20 protein-coding genes are annotated in these 24,123 nt (G+C 33.9%); 5 read left to right on the top strand and 15 right to left on the bottom strand.

Features of this window, described 5'->3' with window-relative positions; translation table 11 throughout:
• Window positions 1-10: 10 nt before the first annotated feature.
• The 7 genes from ACFWV9_RS11490 to ACFWV9_RS11520 all read right to left on the bottom strand — a co-directional run bounded on the left by ACFWV9_RS11490 (window position 11) and on the right by ACFWV9_RS11520 (window position 8,648).
• Window positions 11-2,380: a restriction endonuclease gene (locus ACFWV9_RS11490; RefSeq protein WP_411895363.1), complete on the bottom strand. Its 2,370-nt coding sequence runs from the start codon at window positions 2,378-2,380 to the stop codon at window positions 11-13.
• A 136-nt stretch (window positions 2,381-2,516) separates the two neighbouring features.
• A complete protein-coding gene (locus ACFWV9_RS11495) occupies window positions 2,517-3,089 on the bottom strand; it encodes an NADAR family protein (protein ID WP_411895364.1) in 573 nt (190 codons plus the stop codon).
• A 7-nt stretch (window positions 3,090-3,096) separates the two neighbouring features.
• Window positions 3,097-4,155 (bottom strand): hypothetical protein, encoded by a 1,059-nt coding sequence (locus ACFWV9_RS11500; protein WP_411895365.1) that lies wholly within the window; start codon window positions 4,153-4,155, stop codon window positions 3,097-3,099.
• A gap of 472 nt (window positions 4,156-4,627) precedes the next feature.
• Complete coding sequence (locus tag ACFWV9_RS11505; RefSeq protein WP_411895366.1) at window positions 4,628-5,803, bottom strand: tetratricopeptide repeat protein; 1,176 nt, start codon at window positions 5,801-5,803, stop codon at window positions 4,628-4,630.
• A 217-nt stretch (window positions 5,804-6,020) separates the two neighbouring features.
• Window positions 6,021-6,866: a T9SS type A sorting domain-containing protein gene (locus tag ACFWV9_RS11510; RefSeq protein WP_411895367.1), complete on the bottom strand. Its 846-nt coding sequence runs from the start codon at window positions 6,864-6,866 to the stop codon at window positions 6,021-6,023.
• 189 nt (window positions 6,867-7,055) lie between these two features.
• Window positions 7,056-7,562: a hypothetical protein gene (locus ACFWV9_RS11515; protein WP_411895368.1), complete on the bottom strand. Its 507-nt coding sequence runs from the start codon at window positions 7,560-7,562 to the stop codon at window positions 7,056-7,058.
• Window positions 7,563-8,648, bottom strand: a complete 1,086-nt coding sequence (locus ACFWV9_RS11520; protein WP_411895369.1) for a LytR/AlgR family response regulator transcription factor — start codon at window positions 8,646-8,648, stop codon at window positions 7,563-7,565.
• Between the two features lie 222 nt (window positions 8,649-8,870).
• Here ACFWV9_RS11520 and ACFWV9_RS11525 point away from each other — a divergent pair, with 222 nt between their 5' ends.
• The 4 genes from ACFWV9_RS11525 (at window position 8,871) to ACFWV9_RS11540 (ending at window position 12,030) form a co-directional block, all read left to right on the top strand.
• Complete coding sequence (locus tag ACFWV9_RS11525) at window positions 8,871-10,061, top strand: CHRD domain-containing protein (RefSeq protein ID WP_411895370.1); 1,191 nt, start codon at window positions 8,871-8,873, stop codon at window positions 10,059-10,061.
• A gap of 89 nt (window positions 10,062-10,150) precedes the next feature.
• Complete coding sequence (locus ACFWV9_RS11530) at window positions 10,151-10,603, top strand: OB-fold protein (protein WP_411895371.1); 453 nt, start codon at window positions 10,151-10,153, stop codon at window positions 10,601-10,603.
• Complete coding sequence (locus ACFWV9_RS11535; protein ID WP_411895372.1) at window positions 10,596-11,147, top strand: YceI family protein; 552 nt, start codon at window positions 10,596-10,598, stop codon at window positions 11,145-11,147. The genes ACFWV9_RS11530 and ACFWV9_RS11535 overlap by 8 nt, the downstream gene beginning before the upstream one ends.
• The gene (locus ACFWV9_RS11540) at window positions 11,134-12,030 is read left to right on the top strand and encodes a DUF5777 family beta-barrel protein (RefSeq protein WP_411895373.1); all 897 of its coding nucleotides are present in this window, start codon (window positions 11,134-11,136) and stop codon (window positions 12,028-12,030) included. The genes ACFWV9_RS11535 and ACFWV9_RS11540 overlap by 14 nt, the downstream gene beginning before the upstream one ends.
• A 45-nt stretch (window positions 12,031-12,075) precedes the next feature.
• On the opposite strand, the gene ACFWV9_RS11545 is transcribed toward ACFWV9_RS11540, so the two are convergent.
• The 6 genes from ACFWV9_RS11545 to ACFWV9_RS11570 all read right to left on the bottom strand — a co-directional run bounded on the left by ACFWV9_RS11545 (window position 12,076) and on the right by ACFWV9_RS11570 (window position 20,121).
• Window positions 12,076-14,160: an adenylate/guanylate cyclase domain-containing protein gene (locus tag ACFWV9_RS11545; protein ID WP_411895374.1), complete on the bottom strand. Its 2,085-nt coding sequence runs from the start codon at window positions 14,158-14,160 to the stop codon at window positions 12,076-12,078.
• 137 nt (window positions 14,161-14,297) lie between these two features.
• Window positions 14,298-15,239, bottom strand: a complete 942-nt coding sequence (locus ACFWV9_RS11550; RefSeq protein WP_411895375.1) for an NAD(P)H-dependent flavin oxidoreductase — start codon at window positions 15,237-15,239, stop codon at window positions 14,298-14,300.
• Between the two features lie 229 nt (window positions 15,240-15,468).
• Entirely contained in the window at window positions 15,469-17,085 is a 1,617-nt protein-coding gene (locus ACFWV9_RS11555) for a S8 family serine peptidase (RefSeq protein ID WP_411895376.1), read from the bottom strand.
• 21 nt (window positions 17,086-17,106) lie between these two features.
• A complete protein-coding gene (mnmA, locus tag ACFWV9_RS11560) occupies window positions 17,107-18,294 on the bottom strand; it encodes a tRNA 2-thiouridine(34) synthase MnmA (protein WP_411895377.1) in 1,188 nt (395 codons plus the stop codon).
• A gap of 142 nt (window positions 18,295-18,436) precedes the next feature.
• Window positions 18,437-19,402, bottom strand: a complete 966-nt coding sequence (locus ACFWV9_RS11565) for a DUF6438 domain-containing protein (protein WP_411895378.1) — start codon at window positions 19,400-19,402, stop codon at window positions 18,437-18,439.
• Window positions 19,403-19,410: 8 nt separating this feature from the next.
• Complete coding sequence (locus ACFWV9_RS11570) at window positions 19,411-20,121, bottom strand: toxin-antitoxin system YwqK family antitoxin (RefSeq protein ID WP_411895379.1); 711 nt, start codon at window positions 20,119-20,121, stop codon at window positions 19,411-19,413.
• A 67-nt stretch (window positions 20,122-20,188) separates the two neighbouring features.
• Here ACFWV9_RS11570 and ACFWV9_RS11575 point away from each other — a divergent pair, with 67 nt between their 5' ends.
• On the top strand, window positions 20,189-21,187 hold the full coding sequence (locus ACFWV9_RS11575; RefSeq protein ID WP_411895380.1) for a fasciclin domain-containing protein: 999 nt from the start codon (window positions 20,189-20,191) through the stop codon (window positions 21,185-21,187).
• A gap of 122 nt (window positions 21,188-21,309) precedes the next feature.
• On the opposite strand, the gene ACFWV9_RS11580 is transcribed toward ACFWV9_RS11575, so the two are convergent.
• The gene (locus tag ACFWV9_RS11580; protein WP_411895381.1) at window positions 21,310-22,068 is read right to left on the bottom strand and encodes a flavodoxin family protein; all 759 of its coding nucleotides are present in this window, start codon (window positions 22,066-22,068) and stop codon (window positions 21,310-21,312) included.
• Window positions 22,069-22,167: 99 nt separating this feature from the next.
• Window positions 22,168-24,075: a membrane protein insertase YidC gene (yidC, locus tag ACFWV9_RS11585; protein ID WP_411895382.1), complete on the bottom strand. Its 1,908-nt coding sequence runs from the start codon at window positions 24,073-24,075 to the stop codon at window positions 22,168-22,170.
• Window positions 24,076-24,123 lie beyond the last annotated feature (48 nt).

A 24,123-nucleotide genomic window follows, 5' to 3' on the forward strand; every position in this document is an offset into this window, starting at 1 on the left:
TGTGAATTTTTCAATTAGACCACCATCCTTTATCTACGTTAAAAATGTGTCTGTTTTTAGCGTAATCAGAAATCTGTTTAATTTCATCATATGGAAGAATAAGAGGGTTCAGAATTTTAAATCCAATTTTCAAACCTTTGATTTCTTTCAAAACACTTATTCTATCGTTAACGTTGATATATCTTGGATACCATGAATTGTTAGGTTTTGATTTCCTTTTTTGAGGATTTTTTTTCTCCAATACTTCAGCTTTATATTTATTGAATTCAGGAAAATCATTGCCAAATAATTCATAGCCCAATTCAAAAATATCATCTTTTAATTTTTTGTAGAAATCATTTAACCAAATTTTTCCGACCTCTTTCAAAATCACTTCTTCAGTTGTATAATTTGCAAGTCGAAAAACTAATTTCCAATAATATTTCTCTTCTCTTTTATATTTCAAGATTTCACTTATGTATTCAATATTATTTTCATCGATATTATATCCATAATACATAGAATTGGATTTAACTGTTAAGAATAAATCTGCCCAATTAGAAGATGGATTATCTTTATGATAGAAGTAGAACTCTTTTTTATGTATTGATTTGTAAATCTCATGGACAATTCCCTTTATGGAATTGAATAAAGGTGCATCATTAATTCTTAAATCTAGAGTATGATTCCTATGTTCAAACCATTTAAAAATATATACTGCGTTATTAATTGATAAATCAGAATTGTTAATTAATCTTTTGATTCCTATTTCTAGTTTTGAAACATCATGTTTATTTAACTCAATAATTTTTCCTACATCAGTTACAAACATCGAATTTTCAGCAGGTTTAAATAAGCTCATTTCCAAGAGTTGCTGATTTGGGTTTTTAATTACAATCTCTCTTAACTTCCCCGTATCATTAGCAATTAATTGACTAATTAAAAAATCCTGCATAGATGGATGATAAAAGCTTATTTCTTGAATCTTATCAGTTTTAAGTACTCTTAACATACTATCTTCAAGTTCATCAAATTCTATCTTAGAATCTAAAATTTGATTTATACTTAAGTCTGAACAAATAGTTGAGAACTTTGTAATTATCGAATTTTCATCGTTCTTAGGTGAGCACAAGACTGATAGTAAAGCAGCTTGTTTAATTTCATTTAGTTTTGAAAATACTACAGACAAGTATGCATCGGGTTTTTTAATGTGTTCTCGAAGTAGCTCTAACTGTTCATCATTATTATTTGTGTCAATATTTGCAAAAAAAGCTCTTACCGTTTCTGGAGAAAAGTTCTTGTGACTAGTAATTTCTTTTTCCCAGTTTTTTATACTGGCTTTGTCAAATTCTGAAATTTTAGAGGTTTCAGTATATCTATGTAGAATAGATAATTTTTCTTGTGTAGAATAATTGTGTGATTCTACAATAATTTTTTCTAGTAGTTTTTTTGCATCTTCATTTCCAAAGTTTATAAACGCACGAAAAATATACTCTCTACTCGTAAATATAAAAAGATGTGAACTATCTGCTAAACTAAAAATTCTCTCAAGCTTTTGAAACCAATCTTCTATTCTATACGATAATGAATGTTTTCCAAAGGCGTCATCACAGATAAAAATTTGTTTTCTATCCTTTTCATGTGCTACTTCAATATCCTCAGCATTGTCAATAAGAATAGGTTGGTAGCCTTTAAAAATGCTATAATTTAATGCAAGAATCTCTGCGTTGAATGTTTTTCCACTTTTTGGTGGTCCTGATAGAATAATTGCAGGATAATCATAAAGCTTATCATATGCTTGTTGAAAAAAGTTGGTGTAAACAAACTTTTCTCTATGCTTTTCGATATTATTTAACCAAGCTCTTTTCCTTGTTTCTAGGTTATAATTTGTTGCTTCTCTGATTAGAACTTCAAAATCGGGATGGCTTATAATATTGGGATATGTCCATTTTAATTCATTACTATTATCGATACAGGATTCTAGTTGGCGATAACTTAAAATGCCAAAATTATTACATGGAATTTCATTTTCAGATTTAAATTCTTGAAATGTAATATTCAATTGATCAAATAAATTTCCATCAATGGTCTTATTTGTTACTAAAACATAATTGTTGTAATCAAGTTCATTTTTTATAAAAACCTTTTCAAGTTCATTCCTTAAGTCTGAAACTAATGAATTTGCAAACTTATTTTTCTTTGACTTATGTTTTGCTTGGAATATCCATTTTCCAGCCCAATCACTTTTAAAATCAATTGATGAACCTTCATGGACAAAGTCTCTACCTTTGTCACTTCCTCCTTCAATAAATTGGACATCAGATGAAACCATTTTCTGAACAACTTTAAATGATAACACTTCAAATTCTTGCCAATGTAATTCATCTAAGTTATATCTCATTGTAGTTGGTTATCATTGTGCATAACGGTAATGTCTTGGAATAGTAGCGAATTTCTATACACCTTCTTTTCGGATTGTTACTGTCTTTCGATTTATATATTTTACTTTCGTCTAAGCAATTAAACCGCTATTATTTTTATACAATGTTAGGCACTGAATATTTGTCGATAGTTTTGTCTAAAAATTTAAAGTTCTCAATTTGTGGTATGGTAAATTCAAAAGTTTCTGACTTGACTTTTTCTCTTAATTCCATAAGCAATCTTCCTAACGCATTTGTTCCTACATAATAGTCTCCTTCTAAAGATGCTCCCCAAACTTTATCCTTATCTGTAAATTCAACAATTGGTAAATCTTTAGTGGCTAATAACATTTGAGAAAATTTGTCATAATTCTGATGAAGTTTAATTTCAATGCAGAATTTCATAACTATAAATCTAATTTTATTCCAATCTGGTCTTGTTTTATGAATATGAGTTCGTCCATATTTTTTAGCTGAAATAGGACTGGCATATTGAATAATTTCTTTTTGAATATCCGGATTGCTTGGGAATCTCAAAGCTTGATAAAGAGCCTCTGTAGTGCGAAGTCTTGTCCCATTAATTGTAATAGGAAAATTTGGTGCCATATTAGACAAAGAGCCGTGATGTCCTTTCGTACTTTTGAAAGTAATACATTTACCCTTTTCATATTTTCTAATACTTAACGCCATATTTTTATTAATGTTTTCTTGGCAATAAAGGTATCCAGCCATTTGTTTCCCACCAAAAAACTAATGGACAAGTATTAGAAATATTTCTCCAACTAAAAAAATGACTACCTGTACCCAAGGTTTTATGAGATGGTGGTGCTAACCCTAAAGGTCTTATACTTGGAACAGTTAATTTATCGATATCATTAATAATATCAATTCCTTTTTTTAATAAAATATTCTCGTATCGTATTCTATTTTCTTTACTTGAATAAAACATTTCTTCTCTTGGATATTCTGAATTTCTAAAAGCGTGCTTTTCGTTTTTCATATCATATTCTCTATCAAAAGCATTCTCAATAAAATCTAAAAACTCTTTTCCAATATCAGATTCTATTGGATAAACATGGTTAAATTCTGGGTTTTGATGATACCAATTTATATGTGGGTTATTATCAATAGTTTTTACTCTGTAATAGTGTATTCTATTTTCTACTGAATATCCTAACCTTTGTCTTAAAACATATGTTGCGTTATTTTTTCCCCAGTTATGTAAGATAAAAGATGTTGAAATTATTCTAATTGATGACTCTTTAAACTTATCGATGCCAAAGTTTTCAATTTCGTTATAAATTTCATTTCTAAATGTACCACCTGAAGCAATAACATCATCTACGTACATCCAATTTTGTATTTCATCTTTACCGCAATCATCTAATGACATTCCATAAAGCTCTTGAATAATTTCATTAGTAAATTCAAGTAATTTAGTTTGACTCTTTCCAGCTCCTTGACACTTAATAAATTTAGTAACTTTTAAAAAATCTTGTACGGATTTGTATTTGAAATCCGTTTTGTAAACTTCAAATTCCTTTCCTATTATATCCAAGGTGTTATCTTTTGATAAATAACTATTTGGTAGAAGATGTAGTAGTTCGGTCAATAAGAATTCTCTGTCGTTTTCGTCAAATTGATTAATCCAATTTTCGATATGTGTTTCCGTAATTTCTTGTCTGTAAAGAAAATTTAAATCTTCCCTTCGATAATCTTTAATGATTTCGTGTATTTGTTTAATCAGCTCTTTCATTCGAAGGTTCTTTCAATTTTGTGCCTAACAATAAAAAAAATAATTTTATTCCCTTTATGTTTTATGCCTTAAAATTAGGATAAAAGTATAATACTTTCAATACGTAACCTTACGTATTTTCATAATTGTAAAAGTAAGATGTGGCTTACAACCTTTTTATGATATAAGTCATTTAAAATTAATTATCTAATTACTTTTTAGATAATTAAATAACCGTATGTGAAGCGCATTAAGAGGTGTTGTTATACTACTAAGATAAGCTCTATACTTTTTAATAGGTTTTCCTTTTTTAAAATACTGAGCCGTATTGTTTTGGTCAAAAGGTTTCCAACCCATATCGTATTTGCTATTGAGTTTTAGGTCTATAGTTTTGTAGTGGAATCATCTGCAAGACTATTCCGCCGAAATCCAGCCGTTTGATTTACACTTTTATTTTGGTGTGGCACAAAACCGCAATGAATTATATCCATTATTAGGCATAGTTTTTAAAGGCAGAATTACTTGAAAAAACATTTAGCGCTTTCATTAATTTAAGTTTAGTTTCATCTTGTTTTGTATCAATCCAATTTTCTATATCCCTGTAGCTTTCATCCCAAGCAACCGATTTATATTTGATCTTCCAACTTTCAAGTTCTGACTCTAATTTAATATCTTCTTCACTTATTATTCGTTTGTAGATAATAAGCATATCATAAGAAGCCATTGCTTCTGTATTGTCGTTAAATTTCTCTTCAAATACGGTTACAAGTTTTTTATCGAAACGAACTTCATTAACCAAACAGGATTCAAAATAGTTTGTATAAGCAAAGCAATTGTTTGGGTTAAGTCTTATAGATTTTAGAAAGTATCTTTCAGCTTCTTTAAATTTCCCAATAGCTATATGTTCAATTCCTAAATTATTAAAAGCAACATCATTATTAGGGTTTATATCTATAACTTTATTAAATGCGTCAATAGCTTTGTCAAATTTGGAATCCTTATCGTATGCATTTCCTAGGTGTTTCCATGCTATTTCATATTCAGGATTTATTTTCGTGGCTTCCTCAAATGCAGAAATCGATTCCTTAATTTTTATTTTTCTAAATGCTGATAACCCAATAAAAATCCAATCATTAGCCGTTCTCTTTCCAGCTACAACTTCCTTGGCTTTATTAGCATAGACTTCGACTAAACTCCAATCGTTTTCTGTGTAATTGTATAAACTTTTATTATTTAAAATAAATATCGATTCCTGATGTTCGTATTGAAAGTCTAGTCTTTGTAATAAAAACTTGGCTTCTTGTATTATCTCTTTAGATTGATTTTCACTATCCTTAATTTTTTTGAGAATCTCATCAGGTCTTTTAAATAAATATGTGAATAACACAAAAGCTCCTCCTAAGATACCTATAAATATACTTACCATCCAGAAAATTGTTGATTGGTTTTCTTTGTAAAAATCTAATTGTTGGGAATTATTATCTTTTATAGAATCTAGTTTGGATTCTAAAAGTTTTATTTGAAACTCTAGCTCTTGATTAGTTTTAAAACTTGTCTGCGTCTGAATTTTCTGGTTTTCTTTTTCTTCCAGAATTGAATCATTATTTTGCTGAGCAACCAGATTTAAGCATAAACTAATCAATAATATATACAATAGAGATTTTTTCATAATATTCAGTTCATTATTCAAATTATGCCTAACAAGGGAATAAAAACGTTGTTTTATTCCCAGATTGTTTTATGCCTTAAAATTAGGATAAACGCATAGTGCTTTCAATTTCTTCTAATCCTTTCATTATAGAGGTTATTATTGCCAACGGTTTCGGCTATAAGCAGTTGCGCGCTAAACCACGCCATTACTCATAGCCAATGTTAGCAAATGTTTTTTATTCTTTTATGAATTTAACCGTATTTCCATTTTCAAGTTTCAAGAAATACATGCCATTAGTTAGGTTTTGAATATTTATTATATCGTTATTAGAAAGTATTCCTTTTTTAATTTCTTTTCCTAGAATATCATAAAGTCCAAAAGTATGTGTTTGATCGAGTCCATAAATTTCAATAAAATCAGAAGACGGATTTGGAAATATTTTGGCTTTAATTTGCTGCGCTTCAACATCATTTATTGACAATACTTGAGCATCCCAAGTGAAGGCATCTAATGCTAAGTAATCAGCATTGTTAGTAGATGAAATTATTAATTCATCAATGTTTTCATTAGAATTGTCCGTACCACCTTCTGATGCTAAATCAATAAACGTAAAACCATTATTAGGTGTAAATGTTGAGCCATCAACAATGCCAGAACTCTTATTTATCGTAAAAACACTTCCACCATCTTTTCTTCCTTCAATAGTAATAGTTGTTGGTGTACCAGGTCCGGATAAAAACCTATTAGATACAAATAGGTAAAAACTTTTGACAGTAATATCTGTTCCGTCTGTTGTAGTAATAGCGAAAGAACTTCCATCTCCAGTAGTTGGATTACCGGATGAATTATCTATAAATTGACTATCAGCACCTGTTCCATTCCAACCACCAGATGTAAAAAACTCTATATCATAAGTAGTTTCTCCAGCACCATTTGCTATTGTAAAATTTTGTCCATTATCAGTAAATGTAGTCGCACCTGTTGTTTCTGATTCAAAATCCTCTGTAGACTGAGCTATAAGGTGGTTGCCATTCAATAAGGTTGCTAAAAATAATAATAGAAATAAGTAATTTGTTTTCATAATAAATTTGGTTTTAATGTTTGCTATAAATGGGCTAAAAACATTGTTCTTATACCCAATTTGTTTTATGCCTAAAAATTAAGATAAAAGCATAATGATTTCAATACGTAACCTTACGTATATTTACAAAAATATAAGTAATATTTGTCTTACAAAATTTTTAAGGTATAAATCATTCTATGTAATTATCTAATTGTTTTTTAGATAATTAGCTAACTTTAAGTGAAGTGCATTAAGAGTAGCTGTAATACTACTAAGATAAGCTCTATACTTTTTTATGGGTTTTCCTTTTTTAAAATACTGAGCCGTATTGTTTTGGTCAAACGGTTTCCAACCCATATCGTATTTGCTATTGAGTTTTAAGTCTATAGTTTTCGTTTCAAAGCTATATTGATTATCTGTAAAACTTAAGCTAATGGTATATCTTATATTGTAGTATTGCTTGTCTAAACTCACCGCATTGCCTTTGGTACTTGTAAATTGGATACTTTCATTTTCAACGGTCTCTAAAACTTCAAGGTTGTAGGTTTTGGTATGGTCTGTAATCCATTGTAGTGCCTTTGTATACAGATCTGTCTTTTCAAACTGTACCGTTATCGTTTTAGGCGTTAAGCCTTCTTCAGTAATTGCAAATTGCTCTTGGCTAAAAACCAAAGTGCTACATAGTATACTTATACAAAGAAGACCTTTTTTCATTTACTGTTTATTTAACCAGCGCTTAAAGTCGGCCGCCTTGTTTTTACTAATTATAATATCAGATGAAGATTCTGGGTTGGTGACAATCTTAAGCTGGCTGTTACCATACTTTAATATTTTGTCTATTGAGGACAACTCAATAATGGTCTTACGGTTGGCCCTAAAGAATACACCTTCATCCAAATTCTTGTAAATCTCCTCTAAACTTTCATTAATGGTTGATTTTTGACCGTCCTTACACACTATATAGGTTATGGTGTTTTCTGTAAAAATGTAGGCAATGTCGTTTACAGATATAGGTACAATTTCATTGCGCCTATTGGTTAGTAAGCGCTTATTGTCATTGTCTTCGGTAGTTACCTTTGTTGTACTTTGCTGCTCTGAGCGCCTTACCTTATAATCTGCCAAATCCATATTGAGCTTGGTTAAACTAATGAGCTCGCTCTGCAATTCTAGGTTTTTTAACTCTAAAGCTTTCTCGTAACGTACGCCAATCATCCTCACCAAAAAGAAAGACAACAAGATGATGCTCAACGCCATTAAAAATAGGGACAAATAAAAACGGTTTTTTATGGCATCATAATGGCTTGTAACTTGGTTGAGATTAATATTTGAGGCCACAATCCAATCGATATTCTTCACTGGTACAATGTGCATAATTTTTGTGTCGCTCTCTGTACCACCATTATATAGCATGTCATAGTAATCCGCATTCTCTACATCAGCACTCGGTTCTCCAAAAATAGGTTCTGAACTTGCCACAGAACTATTAAGTTGTGTAATATCTGGATGGCATATGGTTTTACCAGACCAATCAAAAACACTAACAAAACTGGTTTGGGTATCTGTATCTTTTAGTATTTGCTGTATTTGGTTCTTGGCCTTATCTGCAGAAATACCCGAGTCTATCATGGTATTAATAAAGCTTGCGATTTCCTTAGACTCCCTTATACCAGATTCAAACTGGGTTTCAATAAGTTTATTGGTACTGAGTTTAGAAAAATAGCCTACACTGAGAAAGGCTATAATGCATACCACTACAAATATGGAAATAAAGGTTAAAAAGTAAAGCGTGTCCTTTTTCATGTTTTGTGATTGGCCTATAAGAGGCACTAGCAATCTTTAATATTAAAGCCCTCAAAAGTAATAATTATTTCATTCTTCTAATGCGAAAAGCTGGGTTTGGTGAAGCGAATTCAAGGATTTTTTTTCCCTTTTAGGTACTTTTTTTCCCTTTCACTATCATTTTTTATAATAAACGCCAGTCATTATAAATATTTGCCTCGTTAAACAAATAAAACAAACACAATGAAAGCTTTAAGACATTATTTTACATTTATGGTTACTTTATTTATCGCCACAACACTAGTGAGTTGTAGCACTGATGATGATAACAACACTGAAGGGCCAACAGGACCAAACCCAACAGGTAACGCAAAGACGTACACCTTAAACCAAGTGGCTAATTCTACAGTTTCGGGTACTGCTACCTTTATTGAATTTGATGACAATACCGTAACGGTAGAACTTGACCTTCAAAATACACCAGCAGGTGGTGAGCATCCTGCACACATACATTTTAATACAGCTGCCGAAGGAGGTGGAATTGCCGTAAGTCTAACACCAGTTAATGGCGGTACTGGTGAGAGTTCAACAAATTTTTCAACATTAGATGATGGGACGGCAATCTCCTTTGACCAGCTGTTAAATTTTAATGGCTACATTAATATTCACCTAAGCCCTACCGAACTAACTACAATTGTTGCTCAAGGTGATATTGGCCAAAATGAACTAACTGGAGAATCTGTAGTCTATAACTTAGATGAAGCTGATGTTGCAGGTATTAGCGGTACAGCAGAATTTGCAAAACGTGCTAACAATACAACATTGGTTAGAATTTCATTGACAGGTACACCTGCAGGAGGATCACATCCTGCACATATCCATGAGAACGATGCGGCAACAGGTGGCACAGTTATAGTAGGTCTTAATCCTGTTGATGGTGATACTGGGTACAGTGCAACACAGGTAACTGAATTAGTAGGTGGTACAGCAGTTACTTACGATGATTTACTTACTATTGACGCCTACATCAATGTACACCTTAGCGATACTGATTTAGCTACAATCGTTGCCCAAGGAAATATTGGTGCTAATGATGGTGTACCTAATGGTGGCACAACAAATTTTGATGTTACCAACAGTGGTGCTTCAGCCTATATTTTTAACGATGGTGGTTTTGACAATGCAAGTAATCCAAACTTAACCTTACAAAGAGGTGAAACCTACACATTTACTGTAAATGCACCAGGTCATCCGTTTTTCATAAACTCGACTCAAGGCACAGGAACAGGAAATGCCTATAATGATGGTGTTTCTAATAATGGTGCAGTTAACGGAACTATAACGTTCACGGTACCTTCTAATGCACCTGATACTTTATTTTACAATTGCGAATTTCACGGTTCTATGACAGGAACCATTACGATAGTTGATTAATGTCGATGGGAGAAGATTGCTAGATGCAAAGAGGCACCTACGCTTTAGTAGGTCCTCTTTGTTATTTGAAAAGGTGGTTAATAAGCCAAGTGAAAAATTATCAATACATTAGAGTAATGCGAAAGGGATATAAAATAATAATAAGTGTTGTTATACTTTTAGTATTAGCCATTTCCTACAGTTTACATGTGTATAATAAACCACATGTAAATGTAGAAAAGGCACCAACTGATGTTAAGATTGAGGCATCAGATCTTATAGCGTCTTTTATTCATAATGAAGACAAGGCTAATGATGATTTTGTAGAGAAAGTGATTGAAGTAGAAGGAACGGTTAAAGACATAAAATTTAAGAACAACACAAAAACTATTTACTTAGAAACCATGTTAGATTCCTCTCATGTAATTTGCGAAATGCAGAAAGATCAATTTCAACTTATTTCTACCTTAAAGAAAAATGAAAAAGTTAGGATTAAAGGTATCTGTAAAGGATTCTTATTAGATGCCATAGTATTAAATTGTATTTTAGTATCCAATGAATAGACACAACTACTTTACCTTTTTACTACTATTAATTATTGGGTTACAGGCACAGGCGCAACAAGTCATTGAGCGTCAGGGCCAAGTGTCGTATTTCTCATACACCTCCGTAGAGAATATTGAAGCTAGTAACAACCAAGTTCTTAGTGTTATTGATTTTACGAATAACGAAATTGCCATAAGTATGCTTATGAAGGCTTTTACTTTTAAAAAAGCCTTGATGCAAGAACATTTTAATGAAAGTTATATTGAATCTGATCTCTACCCTAAGGCAACCTTTAGCGGTTATATTTTAGATTATGATCCATCGAATCTTGATACCCAAACAAAAATGGTTGAAGGCATATTGACCATTCATGGTGTATCTAAGGAAGTGAAAATACCAGCGAAAATAGAAAAGCAAAACAATCGTATAATTTTATCTGGTGATTTTGAGGTTAAGGTGAATGATTTTGAGATTAAAATACCACCAATTCTAAGAAGTAATATTGCAAAAATTATTTCCATTACATTTAAATTTGAATATAGACCTTATGAAAAAGAATAGCATCATATTAGTCATACTGTCTGTAGTTTTTTCATTGGGCACAACACAGGCCCAATCATTACTAGATAGCCTAGAAAAGGAAATGCCTAAGGATATGTCTTATACAGCAGCAACTTTTAAAACCACCCGAATTTCAATTGGTCACTCTGTAGAAACCAGAAAAAAGGGAACGATGGAAGTATCTGCATTTAGCAGTTTTTGGAATATACCTAATGCAGATATTCAGAGCTTTGTTGCCGATAAAGTCAATACACGTTTCGGTATAGATTATGCTTTTTCTGATCGTTTTACTTTTGGAGCAGGCGCCTCTACTTGGGATGGTATCTTAGATGCCTTTGGAAAATATAGATTAATGCGCCAAGGTGGTGAGCACAACAATTTCTTAAACATTACCTTATTGCAAACACTGTCTTATAGAACCAAGAAAATTGGATATTATTCGCAGTTCGATGATTTTAGTGATAAAGCTGCTACGACTAGTCAGGTTTTAATTGCGCGGAAGTTTAATCCTAAGTTGTCACTACAAATTGCACCAACTTTTGTACATAGAAGTGGCTCTGGATTTGATATTGATCCAAATAATCAGTTTGCTTTAGGTTTTGGAGGACGTTATAAAGTAGGCCAACATGTTTCCATAGTTTCAGAATATTATTATGTGGCTAATGAATTGGAATCTACCGATACGTATGGTGCTTTTGCACTTGGTGTAAATTGGGAAATGAGCGACTTAATGTTGCAGTTTAATTTTACCAATGCACGAAACTTGGTTGATGATATGTTTATTACTCAAACCACAAATAATTTTAACTTTAATGATGGGAATTTCCACTTTGGTTTTAAAGCAACATATATCATCCACTTTAAGGACAATAGTATAGATTAATTAAATCTATTCTCAATATTTAAACAATCAGTCTGAATATATATTTTACAATAAAGGTGCTGTATTTCTATCTATAAAATACATGTCTATGTCGCCTTTACCTTTAGCCTTTATTTTACCACGACTAGTAAAGGTAAAATCTCCATCATCCTTTAGTAGCTGATAGGATGCTTCACTTATATTCACTTTACCAACCTCACCTGAGGACTCCATGCGGCTCGCTGTATTTACGGTATCTCCCCAAATGTCATATTGGAATTTTTTAACGCCTACAATACCTGCTACCACTGGACCAGTATGGATTCCAACACGCATTTCAAAGGCTGGCTTGCCTTTGGCATCCATTTCTGCCTTGCGGTTTACAATAAAATCTCGCATGTCTAGAGCGGCCAGAACCGTATTCTTAATAGCTGTATCATCTGGCACAGGTAAACCACCAGCTGCCATATAGGCATCACCTATGGTTTTTATTTTTTCTATATCGTAGGTTTCCATAATACCATCGAAAGCCTCGAAACATACATTTATTTCATTTACCAAGTCTGCTGCACTCAGTGCCTCACTTTGCTCCGTAAACCCTTTAAAATCGGTAAAAATTATAGAGACCATATCAAAATCCCGTGCATCCGCCTTACCCTTTTCTTTTAATTCTTCTGCAATTTCTGCTGGTAGGATATTAAGCAACAGATTTTCTGAGCGGTCTTTTTCTTTTTCAATAATATTTTTTGCCTTTTTCGTATAGCGTAAACGGCTATATACACCTATTCCTAAAATTAGTACAATCAAACCTCCTCCTGCTAGCATGTTACGTGTTTGGTTTTTTTGTCGTACCTCTTCTTGGTGTGCCATTTCTACTTTGCGCTCTTTCTCAACAGTGGCCAAACTATCTGCTGTTACCTGCTTGGCAAATTCTATTTGTTGTATTTTTTTTACAGTTTCATTAGAATTCAAACTGGTTTCTGCCTTATTAGAAATTTCGAAGTATTCTAATGCTTTAGTACCATTTCCTAATGCTTTATAAGCTAAATACAACAAATTACTAGCACTTTTTTGTTCTGCTACCATGTTGGCTTTAAGGGCAATATCGTAAGCTCTTTTACCTGAGATCAAGGCCTTGGTGTAATTACTTTGTTTTAGATAAATATTAGTAATTAAAGCTAAATTTTGACACAATGCTCTTGTAGCTCCAATTTCTTCGTCTATAGCAATAGCCTTATTATAAAACTCTAGTGCCTTCAAAAAATCACCAGAGGTTTCATAAACACTAGCGATACGCATAAATGAAGTTGAAATTCCAGCTTGTCTTCCCATTTTCTCGTTTAATTGCAGAGCTTGTTTAGCATATTCTAAAGATTTTTCAATTTCATTGGTTATTAAGTGAACACGACTTAACTCACTCAATGTGCCTGATTTAACTTGTAAATCGCTGAACTCTTCACTTAGATTTAAACTTTGATTATAATAGGTTATTGCCGTTTCATATTCTCCTTGGCCCGTATAAATACTTCCTATATTCATATAGCTACCTGCAAGGCCGTCTCTAGAATTTAAGTTTTCTAAAATCTTAATAGAGCGATTGTAATTATCCAAAGCTTTTCGGACATCGCCTTTAGCATAGTATATAGACCCAATATTTCCAACGATAGTCGACATTGTTAATGAATCGTTTATTTTTTCTACACTTTTCAAACTTTTTTTGAACCTATTAAGGCCTTCTGCGTATTTACCTTGATAAACCAGCATTGTTGCAATAGCAACGTCTGTTTGTCCAATTGCTTTAAAATCTTCAGTTTCTACATAGACTGCTCGCGCATTATTAAAATATTCGATAGCTTTAGGATAATCACCTTTAACAGAATGTGATACACCCTGGTAATAAAATCCTCTAGAAACAGCTGGTTTGTAATCTTGCTCTATACCAAATTTGTGTAATTCTTGTGACAAAACAATTGCAGAATCGGGTTTTGAATACGCATAACCTTTAGCAATGTAATCTCTAAATGCCATTGTTCGTGTAGAGTCTGTTTTAGTATTGTCTTTCCAAACTCCATAAAGTGAATCTAAATTGACTTGGGCATTGAGGGAAAGTCCTAATACTATAATTAGGACCGTTAGAATGTTTCTTTTCATGAGGTTGGTTTTAGAATCACAAAATGGTTTAGACCATTGGTATTACTATAAGTTATACCAATAGATAGCCTAAGTTAGGTTTTTATCAGCAAAGAACAATACCTAATGGTTTCTAATTACGGAAATGTTACAATTCATTAAAGCACTGTGATGCTCTGTTTGGCTTCTTGAAACTCAGCTAGTATATCCTTTACAATGGTTGCTACAGGTTTGATATCGTGGATGAGTCCTGAGATTTGGCCAATCTCTAGTTCACCATCATCTAGATCACCTTCAAACATACCTCGTTTAGCACGTGCACGTCCTAGAAGTTCCTTTAGCTGTTCTGGTGTTGGTGCCGTTTTATAAAGTTCTTGTAACTCGTTATAGAATTTGTTTTTTATGAGTCTTACGGGTGCCAATTCTTTTAAAGTTAACTGCGTATCTCCTTCTTTAGCATCGACTACTACTTTTTTAAATGCCTGATGTGCAGAGGATTCTTCACTGGCTACAAATCGGCTACCTACCTGTACACCGTCTGCACCTAATACCATACAGGCCAACATGGCTCTACCTGTTGCTATACCTCCTGCAGCAATTAGAGGAATTCTAAGATGTTCCTTAACCATTGGGATTAAGGTTAAGGTCGTAGTTTCATCGCGTCCGTTATGGCCTCCAGCTTCAAAACCTTCAGCTACTATGGCATCTACACCTGCATCTTGAGCTTTTAGCGCAAATTTTACACTACTTACTACATGCACTACCGTAATACCTTTATCCTGTAACCATTTGGTCCAGGTTTTTGGATTTCCGGCAGAGGTAAATACAATTTTTACACCTTCCTCAACAATGATATCCATGATTTCCTCTATATTGGGATAAAGCATGGGTACATTAACACCAAAGGGTTTGTCCGTCGCTTTTTTACACTTCTGTATATGCTCGCGCAACACTTCTGGATACATAGAACCTGCACCTATAAGTCCAAGAATACCTGCGTTACTTGCAGCAGATGCTAAGCGCCAGCCACTGTTCCAGATCATTCCGGCTTGAATGATTGGGTGGTCTATATTAAAGAGTTCAGTTATTCTGTTTGGCATAGTTATGAATTAGTATATAAAATTCGTCAATTCGAGTGAATTTCACGAATGTAAATGAGAGAAAATTTTATCGAGAATTAGAATCAAAGTGTAAAAGGTTCTTGATACATCCCAATAGCAATTGGGACACTCGAACAGACGGCAATCTCAATTCATTTTTCACGAAAAATGGTCTTAGGTCATTTAAAAAGTAGAGCGGAAAAACACCTGCCACACATTTAAAGCTATCCTATTTCTTGATGAACTTGTAAGTTTTGATGTTGCCTTCAGAATTAAGTTCTAAAATAAAGATTCCTGGAGACATAAACGAAACATCAACTGTATTAATAGCATTGGTAACTATTGTGTTTAAAATGCGTTGTCCTAGTTGGTTGTAGATAACGAGTTGAGCATTAACGTTTTCCTCTGGGAATTGAATATTTAATTCATTTCCAACTGGATTGGGATAAAAAGAAAACTCAGTTCTTAAATCTTCATCGATACTTAAGGCAATGGTTTTAGCCAAGTCTAAGTCTGGAATACCATGACCCAATAAATCATCTGGTGTGCTATATTGTGAAGCAGACTGCCTTACGTAATCCATAACCTCTGTTGGTGAGGCATCTGGTATAGCCTGCCACAAAGACGCAATACCTCCACAAAGAATAGGACTACTAAAGGACGTTCCGTTATTCTGGATAATATTATTATTCTGGTCAATAACATAAGATGTGCCTCCTCTAGCCACAACATCTGGTTTTTGATAACCTACTTGTGCGGCACCGCCTTGGCTACTAAACGCAACATAGTTTCCATTAGCATCAACAGCACCAACAGAAAGTACATCTGAAGAATCACCAGGAGCACCAACCGTTTGCCATGTTGTTGCACCAGCATTACCAGCACTAACCACCACCAAGATTCCTTTTTCAACTGCTATAGAGGCACCTTTAGATATAAAGGCTACTTGACCGTTCATATCAGCAGGTGTATAATCGTAATTGCTATTATCAAATACGCGATAACCTAATGAGGTATTAATCATATCTACACCAAGACTATCAGCACGTTCTGCGGCTTCCACCCAAAAACTCTCCTCCACCGGATTTTCACTCGATACATCTTCAGTTAAGAACAAATAGTAGGATGCATCAGGAGCAGTACCCACAAATTGATCTTGTACAAAACCTGCCATATCACTGAGCACACGTGTACCATGCGAACTTGCGGTATTGGCATAAACATCTGCATTTCTGGTTACAAAATCATAGCCATCTAGTAAATCGCCATTATCTCGTAAACGTTGAAAGGCTCCCATGGTATTTACATTTGGAAAACCAGAGTCCATTACCGCAATGGTAATCCCTTCGCCTGTAAAATCATCTACATGGAGATTATCAGCATTAATCATTTCTACTTGGTTCTGCGTATTACCATAGTTGAAAACGGTCTGCTGTTCGAAATTGTCATATTTATCTTGAGCATAGAATTCTCTAGAGCCTGCATTGAGGCTTTTATCGGCAAAATCTATGACATCCACATAAGTCAAGACATCGAGTGCATTAATAGCAGCTTCTGTTCCTCTAACATGAACCGCATTAAACCATTTGGATTTGGCCATAACGGTAATACCAATTTGTGATTTTAAATCTGAAATATAAGCTTCGTTAACAGGTACATCGCGCTCATCAATAACAATGCTGTGCTGTTGCTTACGGTCTATGGCCTTCTGGGTTAGGATGGTAATGGGATTAGCCAAGGATGTTGCAACATCGGCTTTGTCTGTAAGGTACACCCAAGCATCTTGTTGGGCAGTTGCAGTTATTGAAATTTGGAGCAATAAAAGCATGCATATATTTCTAAACATGGCTTTTCTTTTTATTGCAAGTTAAGAAATTACGCCAGAACCTACTAATTCGTCATTGATGTACCAGGCTACAAACTGTCCTTCGGTAATGGCAGATTGCTTGTTTTTAAACTCAACATATAGACCAGATTGTACCTTATGTAAAGTGGCTTCCTCTAAGGGTTGTCTATATCTAATACGTGCTTTTACAGACATAGTTTCACCTTCAGATAAGGCCAAGTCTTCACGTACCCAATGCAATTCGTCATTAGTAACAAACAAAACATTACGAAGCAAACCTGGATGGTTTTTCCCTTGTCCTGTATAAATCACGTTTTCATCGACATCAGTTTCAATAACAAACAGAGGTTCCTTGGTACCACCAACCGCAAGTCCTTTACGTTGACCTTTCGTAAAATAATGCGCACCTTGGTGCTTACCAACTACTTTTCCGTCTTCTAAAGTATATGCTGGTTTAGTTGAATAATAAGCTAGCTCGTTTTCCTTGGTTTCAAACTGTGGCGTTTCCTTATTGTAGCTTGGCAAGGACTCATTTACCTCAACAATAAGGCCTTCTTTTGGCTTTAACTGTTGTTGCAGAAATTCTGGCAGTCTTACCTTACCAATAAAGCATAAGCCTTGAGAGTCTTTCTTTTCTGCAGTAATTAAATCTTGTGCCTTAGCGATTTCCCTAACTTCCGGTTTAGTTAATTCACCAATTGGGAATAACGCTTTTGCCAATTGTACTTGTGATAATTGACATAGAAAATACGATTGGTCCTTATTACTGTCTAATCCAGACAACAATTGGTAAACCGTTTCACCATCTTTTTCAATGCTTCCCTTTCTGCAATAATGACCAGTAGCGACATAGTCTGCACCAAGCTCTAAAGCGATATCCATAAAGACATCGAATTTTATTTCACGATTGCATAGTACATCAGGATTTGGTGTACGTCCTTTCTCATATTCGCTAAACATATAGTCTACAATACGCTCTTTATATTGTACGCTAAGATCTACTGTTTGAAATGGGATACCTAACTTATCTGCCACCAACATAGCATCGTTGCTGTCCTCTAACCAAGGGCATTCATCTGAAATGGTTACAGAATCATCGTGCCAGTTTTTCATAAACAGGCCTATCACCTCATAGCCTTGCTCCTTTAATAAGTAAGCTGCAACACTAGAATCTACACCACCAGAAAGTCCTACAATGACACGTTTCATATTAATTATTTATACTGCATTGGTCTGAAAAACCGAGGCAAAATTACAAATAAAAAAAGCAATCTTATAAGATTGCCATACCGAAAACCTATGGAATTAATAGTTAAAAATTATGGTTGAAACTTAGCTATTGAACAACAATCTAAAGGCGCACCCATTCTTGATTAAAGCGCAGTTCTAAAAGTACTTCATAAAGCAATTCTAGACCTCTTGTGCCTTGCATGCCATAGTCTTGGACATACTTAAAGGAACCATCTGCAAAATACACCTTTAGTTTTGAAGTTTGGTCGTCTGTCCAACCCACAGTATAACTAGTTTCGAGATCCTTAATATTTATCTCATTCATCATCTTTACGATGGTTTCAAAATCTGTTGGCTTTATAACAGCTTCAAATTTTCCTTCTTCTTTTTCTCTATCTCCAAGTTGCTGACTGAAATTATAATACTTCGCATCAAATAACGATTTTCCGTTTGGAACAATAGTCATATCAAAAACAGGACAGGTCCCAAAACAACCTGTGGTACCAAATTCTATTTTCGTGATATTATAATCTGAAATTTTATCCTGGTACTCTACAAATGCGCCGTTTTTATATACCAAGGTCGTTTTTTTGATATCCATTTTTTTAAAATCTGAACCTTTCTCATACATTTCTATAGTGGGTACATCATTTTGCATCACAAGTTTAGTATAGATAGGAAACTGATTATAGTTACGTGCAGAACTTAATTGAATGACATTATAATTATCATCTCCTAAGCTCATAAGTGCCATAGCATGAAAGGAGAACTGAGACTTAACTGTTATAACTAAGTCTTGCAAACCGTTACCATCTAGATCTGCTTTAATATAATCTGCCTTAGGAATCATGGAATCTAGCTTTTGCTTAATCGGTGATGTAGCTAATTCTTCACTTTTATAGGTATGAGGTACCATACAGGTAAAATCACGAAGTGTGGAATCTGCATTTTTCACAAATTCTCGTAACGAGTTTAAATCCGTAATACTATCCATCGTAGTTTTTTTAGACTGTTGTGCGCTGACGTTTTTCTTAGCGCAAGAAACAAACATTGAAACACAAATAATAAAAGGTAGAATTCTCGTCATAGTATATTTTAATCTTTATTAAAGATAACCTTTTGATTGGTATGGTCAATTTTTTTGACTAGAGTTCCCTCTTTATAATATTTCCAAACTCCAGTTTTTTTGTCCCCTTTATATAGACCTTCTGAAGCTTTGTTGCCTTTGCCATCGTAATTTGTGGTTTGCCCGTTACGCTCGCCATTTAGATAAAAGGTTGTTCTTATAAATTGATTGGCCTTTGTATACCATTTGGCCTCACCATTTAACTTACCATTTTTATAAGGCGTCTCCTCTGCAACCTTACCATTTTCATAATACACCGTTTTGACACCGTCTAACTCTCCTTGATTATTATAATGTTCTTCAATCATTACTTTGTCAGAGTTTTTATGATAGTAAATCCATTTACCTATAAACTTCTTTTGGTTCATTTGGCCTTTACTCACTATTTTCTTAGCAGACGTATAAAAGGTAACATTGGCTATATTATTAGTTTCATTAAAAACCTTAGTGGCACTCAAGACACTTTTACCATTTTTAAGTTTGTAATAGTTAAAAGTGCCAATTTCTTTTCCATGGTTAAATTGTCCCTCATATCTTTTTTGATCGGTCCCGTCGTAGTCTTTCGTCCATATACCGTGACGTTCGCCGTTTTTATCATACTGATTAACTGACTTTTGAGCATGGCCAGTTGTTAAAATTATTGTAAAAATTAACCCTAGAAAAACTTTTTGTTTAATCATTTCGTAGTTTTGTTAAACAAATGTATAAAACGTTTGTGCAATGTTGAACAAATTAAAACTCAAAAAAATGAAATTTATTTCAAAAACTTTCAAACTATTACCAGTATTATTTTTGGTTTTCGGTCTTACTGCATGTAGTGACGACGATGACAACAACGACGGACCAGTTGCAATGGAGACAACTGTAATAGATGTTGCTTTAGAAAACAACTTAACATCATTAGCAGCAGCTTTAGAAGCTACTGGATTAGTAAGTACTTTACAAGGACCTGGGCCATTTACAGTATTTGCGCCATCAAATGATGCATTCACTACATTTTTAAACGCCGCAGGTGTAGATTTAAATAACATGTCAGCAGCTGAAGAAGCTTTAGTAACAAACATTTTATTAAATCACGTAATCATCGGCAATAACTTAATGGCTGCAGATCTTGTAGCTGCAGGATCAGGTTATACAAACACAGCAGCAACAGGACCAAATGATGAAAACTTAAGTTTATATTTTTCAACATCAAATGGTGTTATGATTAATGGTGTTTCAACTGTGTCAGATGCTGATAAGACTGCAACAAACGGAACAATCCATATCGTAGATACGGTAATTGATTTACCAACTTTAGCAACATTTGCAACTTCAAACCCAGCATTATCAATTTTAGTTGATGCATTAGCTTATGCTGATACAGGTAGCCCAACGGTACCTTATATCGCTACTGTTTCTGACAACACAGCTGGACCATTCACTGTATTTGCACCATCAAATGATGCATTTGTTTCATTATTAGATGAGTTAAACTTAACTGCTTTAACAGATTTAGATACAGATACAGTAAACTCAGTATTATTATACCACATTGTTGGTGCAAACGTTCAGTCTGATGAATTATCAACAGGAGCTGTTGGAACATTAGGTGGTTCTATTGACGCTGACGTGAGCAACTTTACGCTTACAGATCAAAATGGTCGTATCAGTAACATTGTTACGTCTTTAGTTGATATTCAGTCTATAAACGGTGTGGTTCACGTAATAGACAATGTAATCTTGCCTCCACCAGCGGCAGATTAATATTTAGGAAAGTCGAGGCTGATTACCTCATTTTTATATTGATTGATTTAGTTAGTAGTGAAACCCAGGCAAAGTGCCTGGGTTTACTCATTTTATATACTTCTTTACGTAACTATTTTTTGTTATCTTTTATGCTCAGGACTATCAAACCCAGCTCTACAACCTGCTTGCCAGTCATCTGGCATATTACCATAAGCTGGTACGCCTCCATTATCTTTGAGCATCCTTGCCAAATGCAAACAATTCCAAACCAAAAACGTTGTGTTTCTATTAGTGAAATCATTTTCAGGACCACCTGAACCTTCATCTCTATATGACGGACCAGGACCAGCCTCTCCCATCCAACCGGCATCTGCCTGAGGTGGTACAGTATAACCAATATGAGATAATGAAAATAAGATATTCATGGCACAATGTTTTACTCCGTCTTCGTTACCTGTTATTAAAGTAGCACCTACTTTGTCATAATCCCTATACTGTCCTTTTTTATTGAATTGATGTGTATAACCGTACATGCGTTCTAAAGTTCTATTACAAACCGATGATTTTTCTCCCAACCATACAGAAGTACACAGAATAAGAATATCACAGGCATCCACTTCTTTTTGAATTATTGGCCAATCGTCCTTATCCCATTCTGGTGTTTTTGACATATCTAATCCTAATCCTGCTGGGATAACATAATCTACTGGTCTAATTATTTTGGTAGAGGCACCAACAGATTCAAAAATTCTTTGAGCTACTTTAATCAATCCTTCCGTGTGTGATAAAACTGGTGTTCTATTTAATGTACAGTTAAGAAAGAGGACTTTTAAGTCATTATATTTTGCTGGTGGTTCTTGACAATGCTTGTCAATCATTTCATTTAATTGCGTACTCATGTTTAAATTTTTTTTTACTTGGTTATATTTTTTTTAAGGTACAAAAAAAGGCCTCAACAATTCTGTTAAGGCCTTTATCCAAATACTTATAATTCTTTTTTACTTCTTTCTCTTCTGTTGTGATTGCTTTTGCTGCTCTGCTTGCTCCATCATTTCAGACATTTTCTTCTGAAATCTGTTTTGTTTCTTAGGCTTGCTTTTGCTCACTTCTATTTTTGCCAACACTTTTTCTTCATCAATGATGTAATTCTTAATTACTAACATAATTCCGATACTAATTAAGTTGGAAATGAAGTAATACAAACTTAAACCTGATGCATAGTTATTAAAGAATACCAACATTAATAATGGCGAGAAGTAAATCATATACTTCATCATTTTACTCATATCTGGCATACCTTCTTGCTGCGGTGCCTGTGTCGCCATTTGTTGACCTGTTGTCATTTTCATGTAGAAGAAAATCGCTACTGCGGCTAAGATTGGAAACAAACTTACGTGGTCACCATAAAATGGAATATTGAATGGTAATTCGAAAATTGAATCGTAAGAACTTAAATCGTCTGCCCAAAGGAAACTCTTTTGACGTAAATCGAAAGCCGTTGGGAAAAACATAAATAAAGCGTAGAATACAGGAATCTGCATCAAGCCAGGCAAACAACCACTCAATGGGCTAGCACCAGCTTTATTTTGTAAGGCCATTGTTTCTTGTTGCGACTTTAATTTGTTGTCTTTGTACTTCTTTCTAATCGCATCTAATTCTGGCTTTAAAATCTTCATCTTTGCTTGAGACAAGAATTGCTTGTACTGCACAAATGACAACATTATTTTAACCAAAATCGTCATTACTATAATAGCAATCCCATATGGCAAGAATCCACTTAACCAACCAAATAGTGGTATAAACAAGGCCTTGTTAATCCAACCAAAAATTCCCCAACCAAACGGTATACTACCTTCTAAGTTTTTACCATATGATTTTAAGGTTTTACTATCAGTAGGTCCGTAATATAAACCCAAATTCTCATTAAGTTCGCCACCTTTAAATGTTAAAGGCATTTTTGCGGTGTATTTCTTGGTGAAGAGCGTATCTACTTCTTCGTCCTCAACCAAATCAGTTGATGTAATTGCTACATCTTTAAACGTAGTTTCACCCGCAACTAATATTGTACTGAAGAAATGTTGTCTATAGGATAACCAATTAACATCATCTACGGTTTCCTTATCATCATTCATTTGTGATAGCTTATCAACCTTATCACCATCGTGCATATAGGTTAATCTGGTATATCTATTTTCATAGCTTATACTCTTGGCATGACGAATGTTCTTTTGTCTCCAATCTAAATTTATTGGCTGTGATGTATTAAAGACATTACTTAATCCTTGTGATTTAATCGAGAAATCAATCATGTAATCATCAGGCTTCAACTCGTAACGGTATTCTAAATATGCTGATTCTGAAACTTTAAGTTTCATTGAAACAACAGTATTATTGCCACTTTTTGTAACTGAAGGTTGAAATGGTAAGTCTTGTGTGTTGAAAATTCGGTTATCTGTTGTACCGAAAGTTATGTTGAAACTACTGTTCTTGTCCTGCACCAAATAAATTGGAACAGAATCATAGTCCACAAAATTCTTGAGCTTCACCTCAGCTAAGTGACCACCTGTATTATTGAATGTTAATTTAAAAACATCTGTTTCAACCTCAGTTTGTTCACTAGATGTTGGTTGTGATAAAGCATATGAAAATGCACCCAATTTATTTTGAAGTGCAACACGCTGTGTAGAATCTAAAACCTGAGTATTGGAATAATCCTCAGCAGTTGTTACGACCGCTTCATTTTGTTTACTCGCTTTTTGCTCAGCTTCGACCTGCTCCTGCTCTGCTTTCTTTTGAGCCTCAATTTCTTCAGGCGTAGGTTGATTTTGATACATGATATATAATAGTATACCAAATATTAAAATGAATCCTATTATTGAATTGATATCGAATTTCTTTTCTTCCATACTAGTTCCGCTATTTACGGTAATCTGATTAGTTAAATGGATAACCCA

Origin of the sequence: Winogradskyella sp. A2 (assembly GCF_046762865.1) — a bacterium.
Lineage (GTDB): Bacteria > Bacteroidota > Bacteroidia > Flavobacteriales > Flavobacteriaceae > Winogradskyella.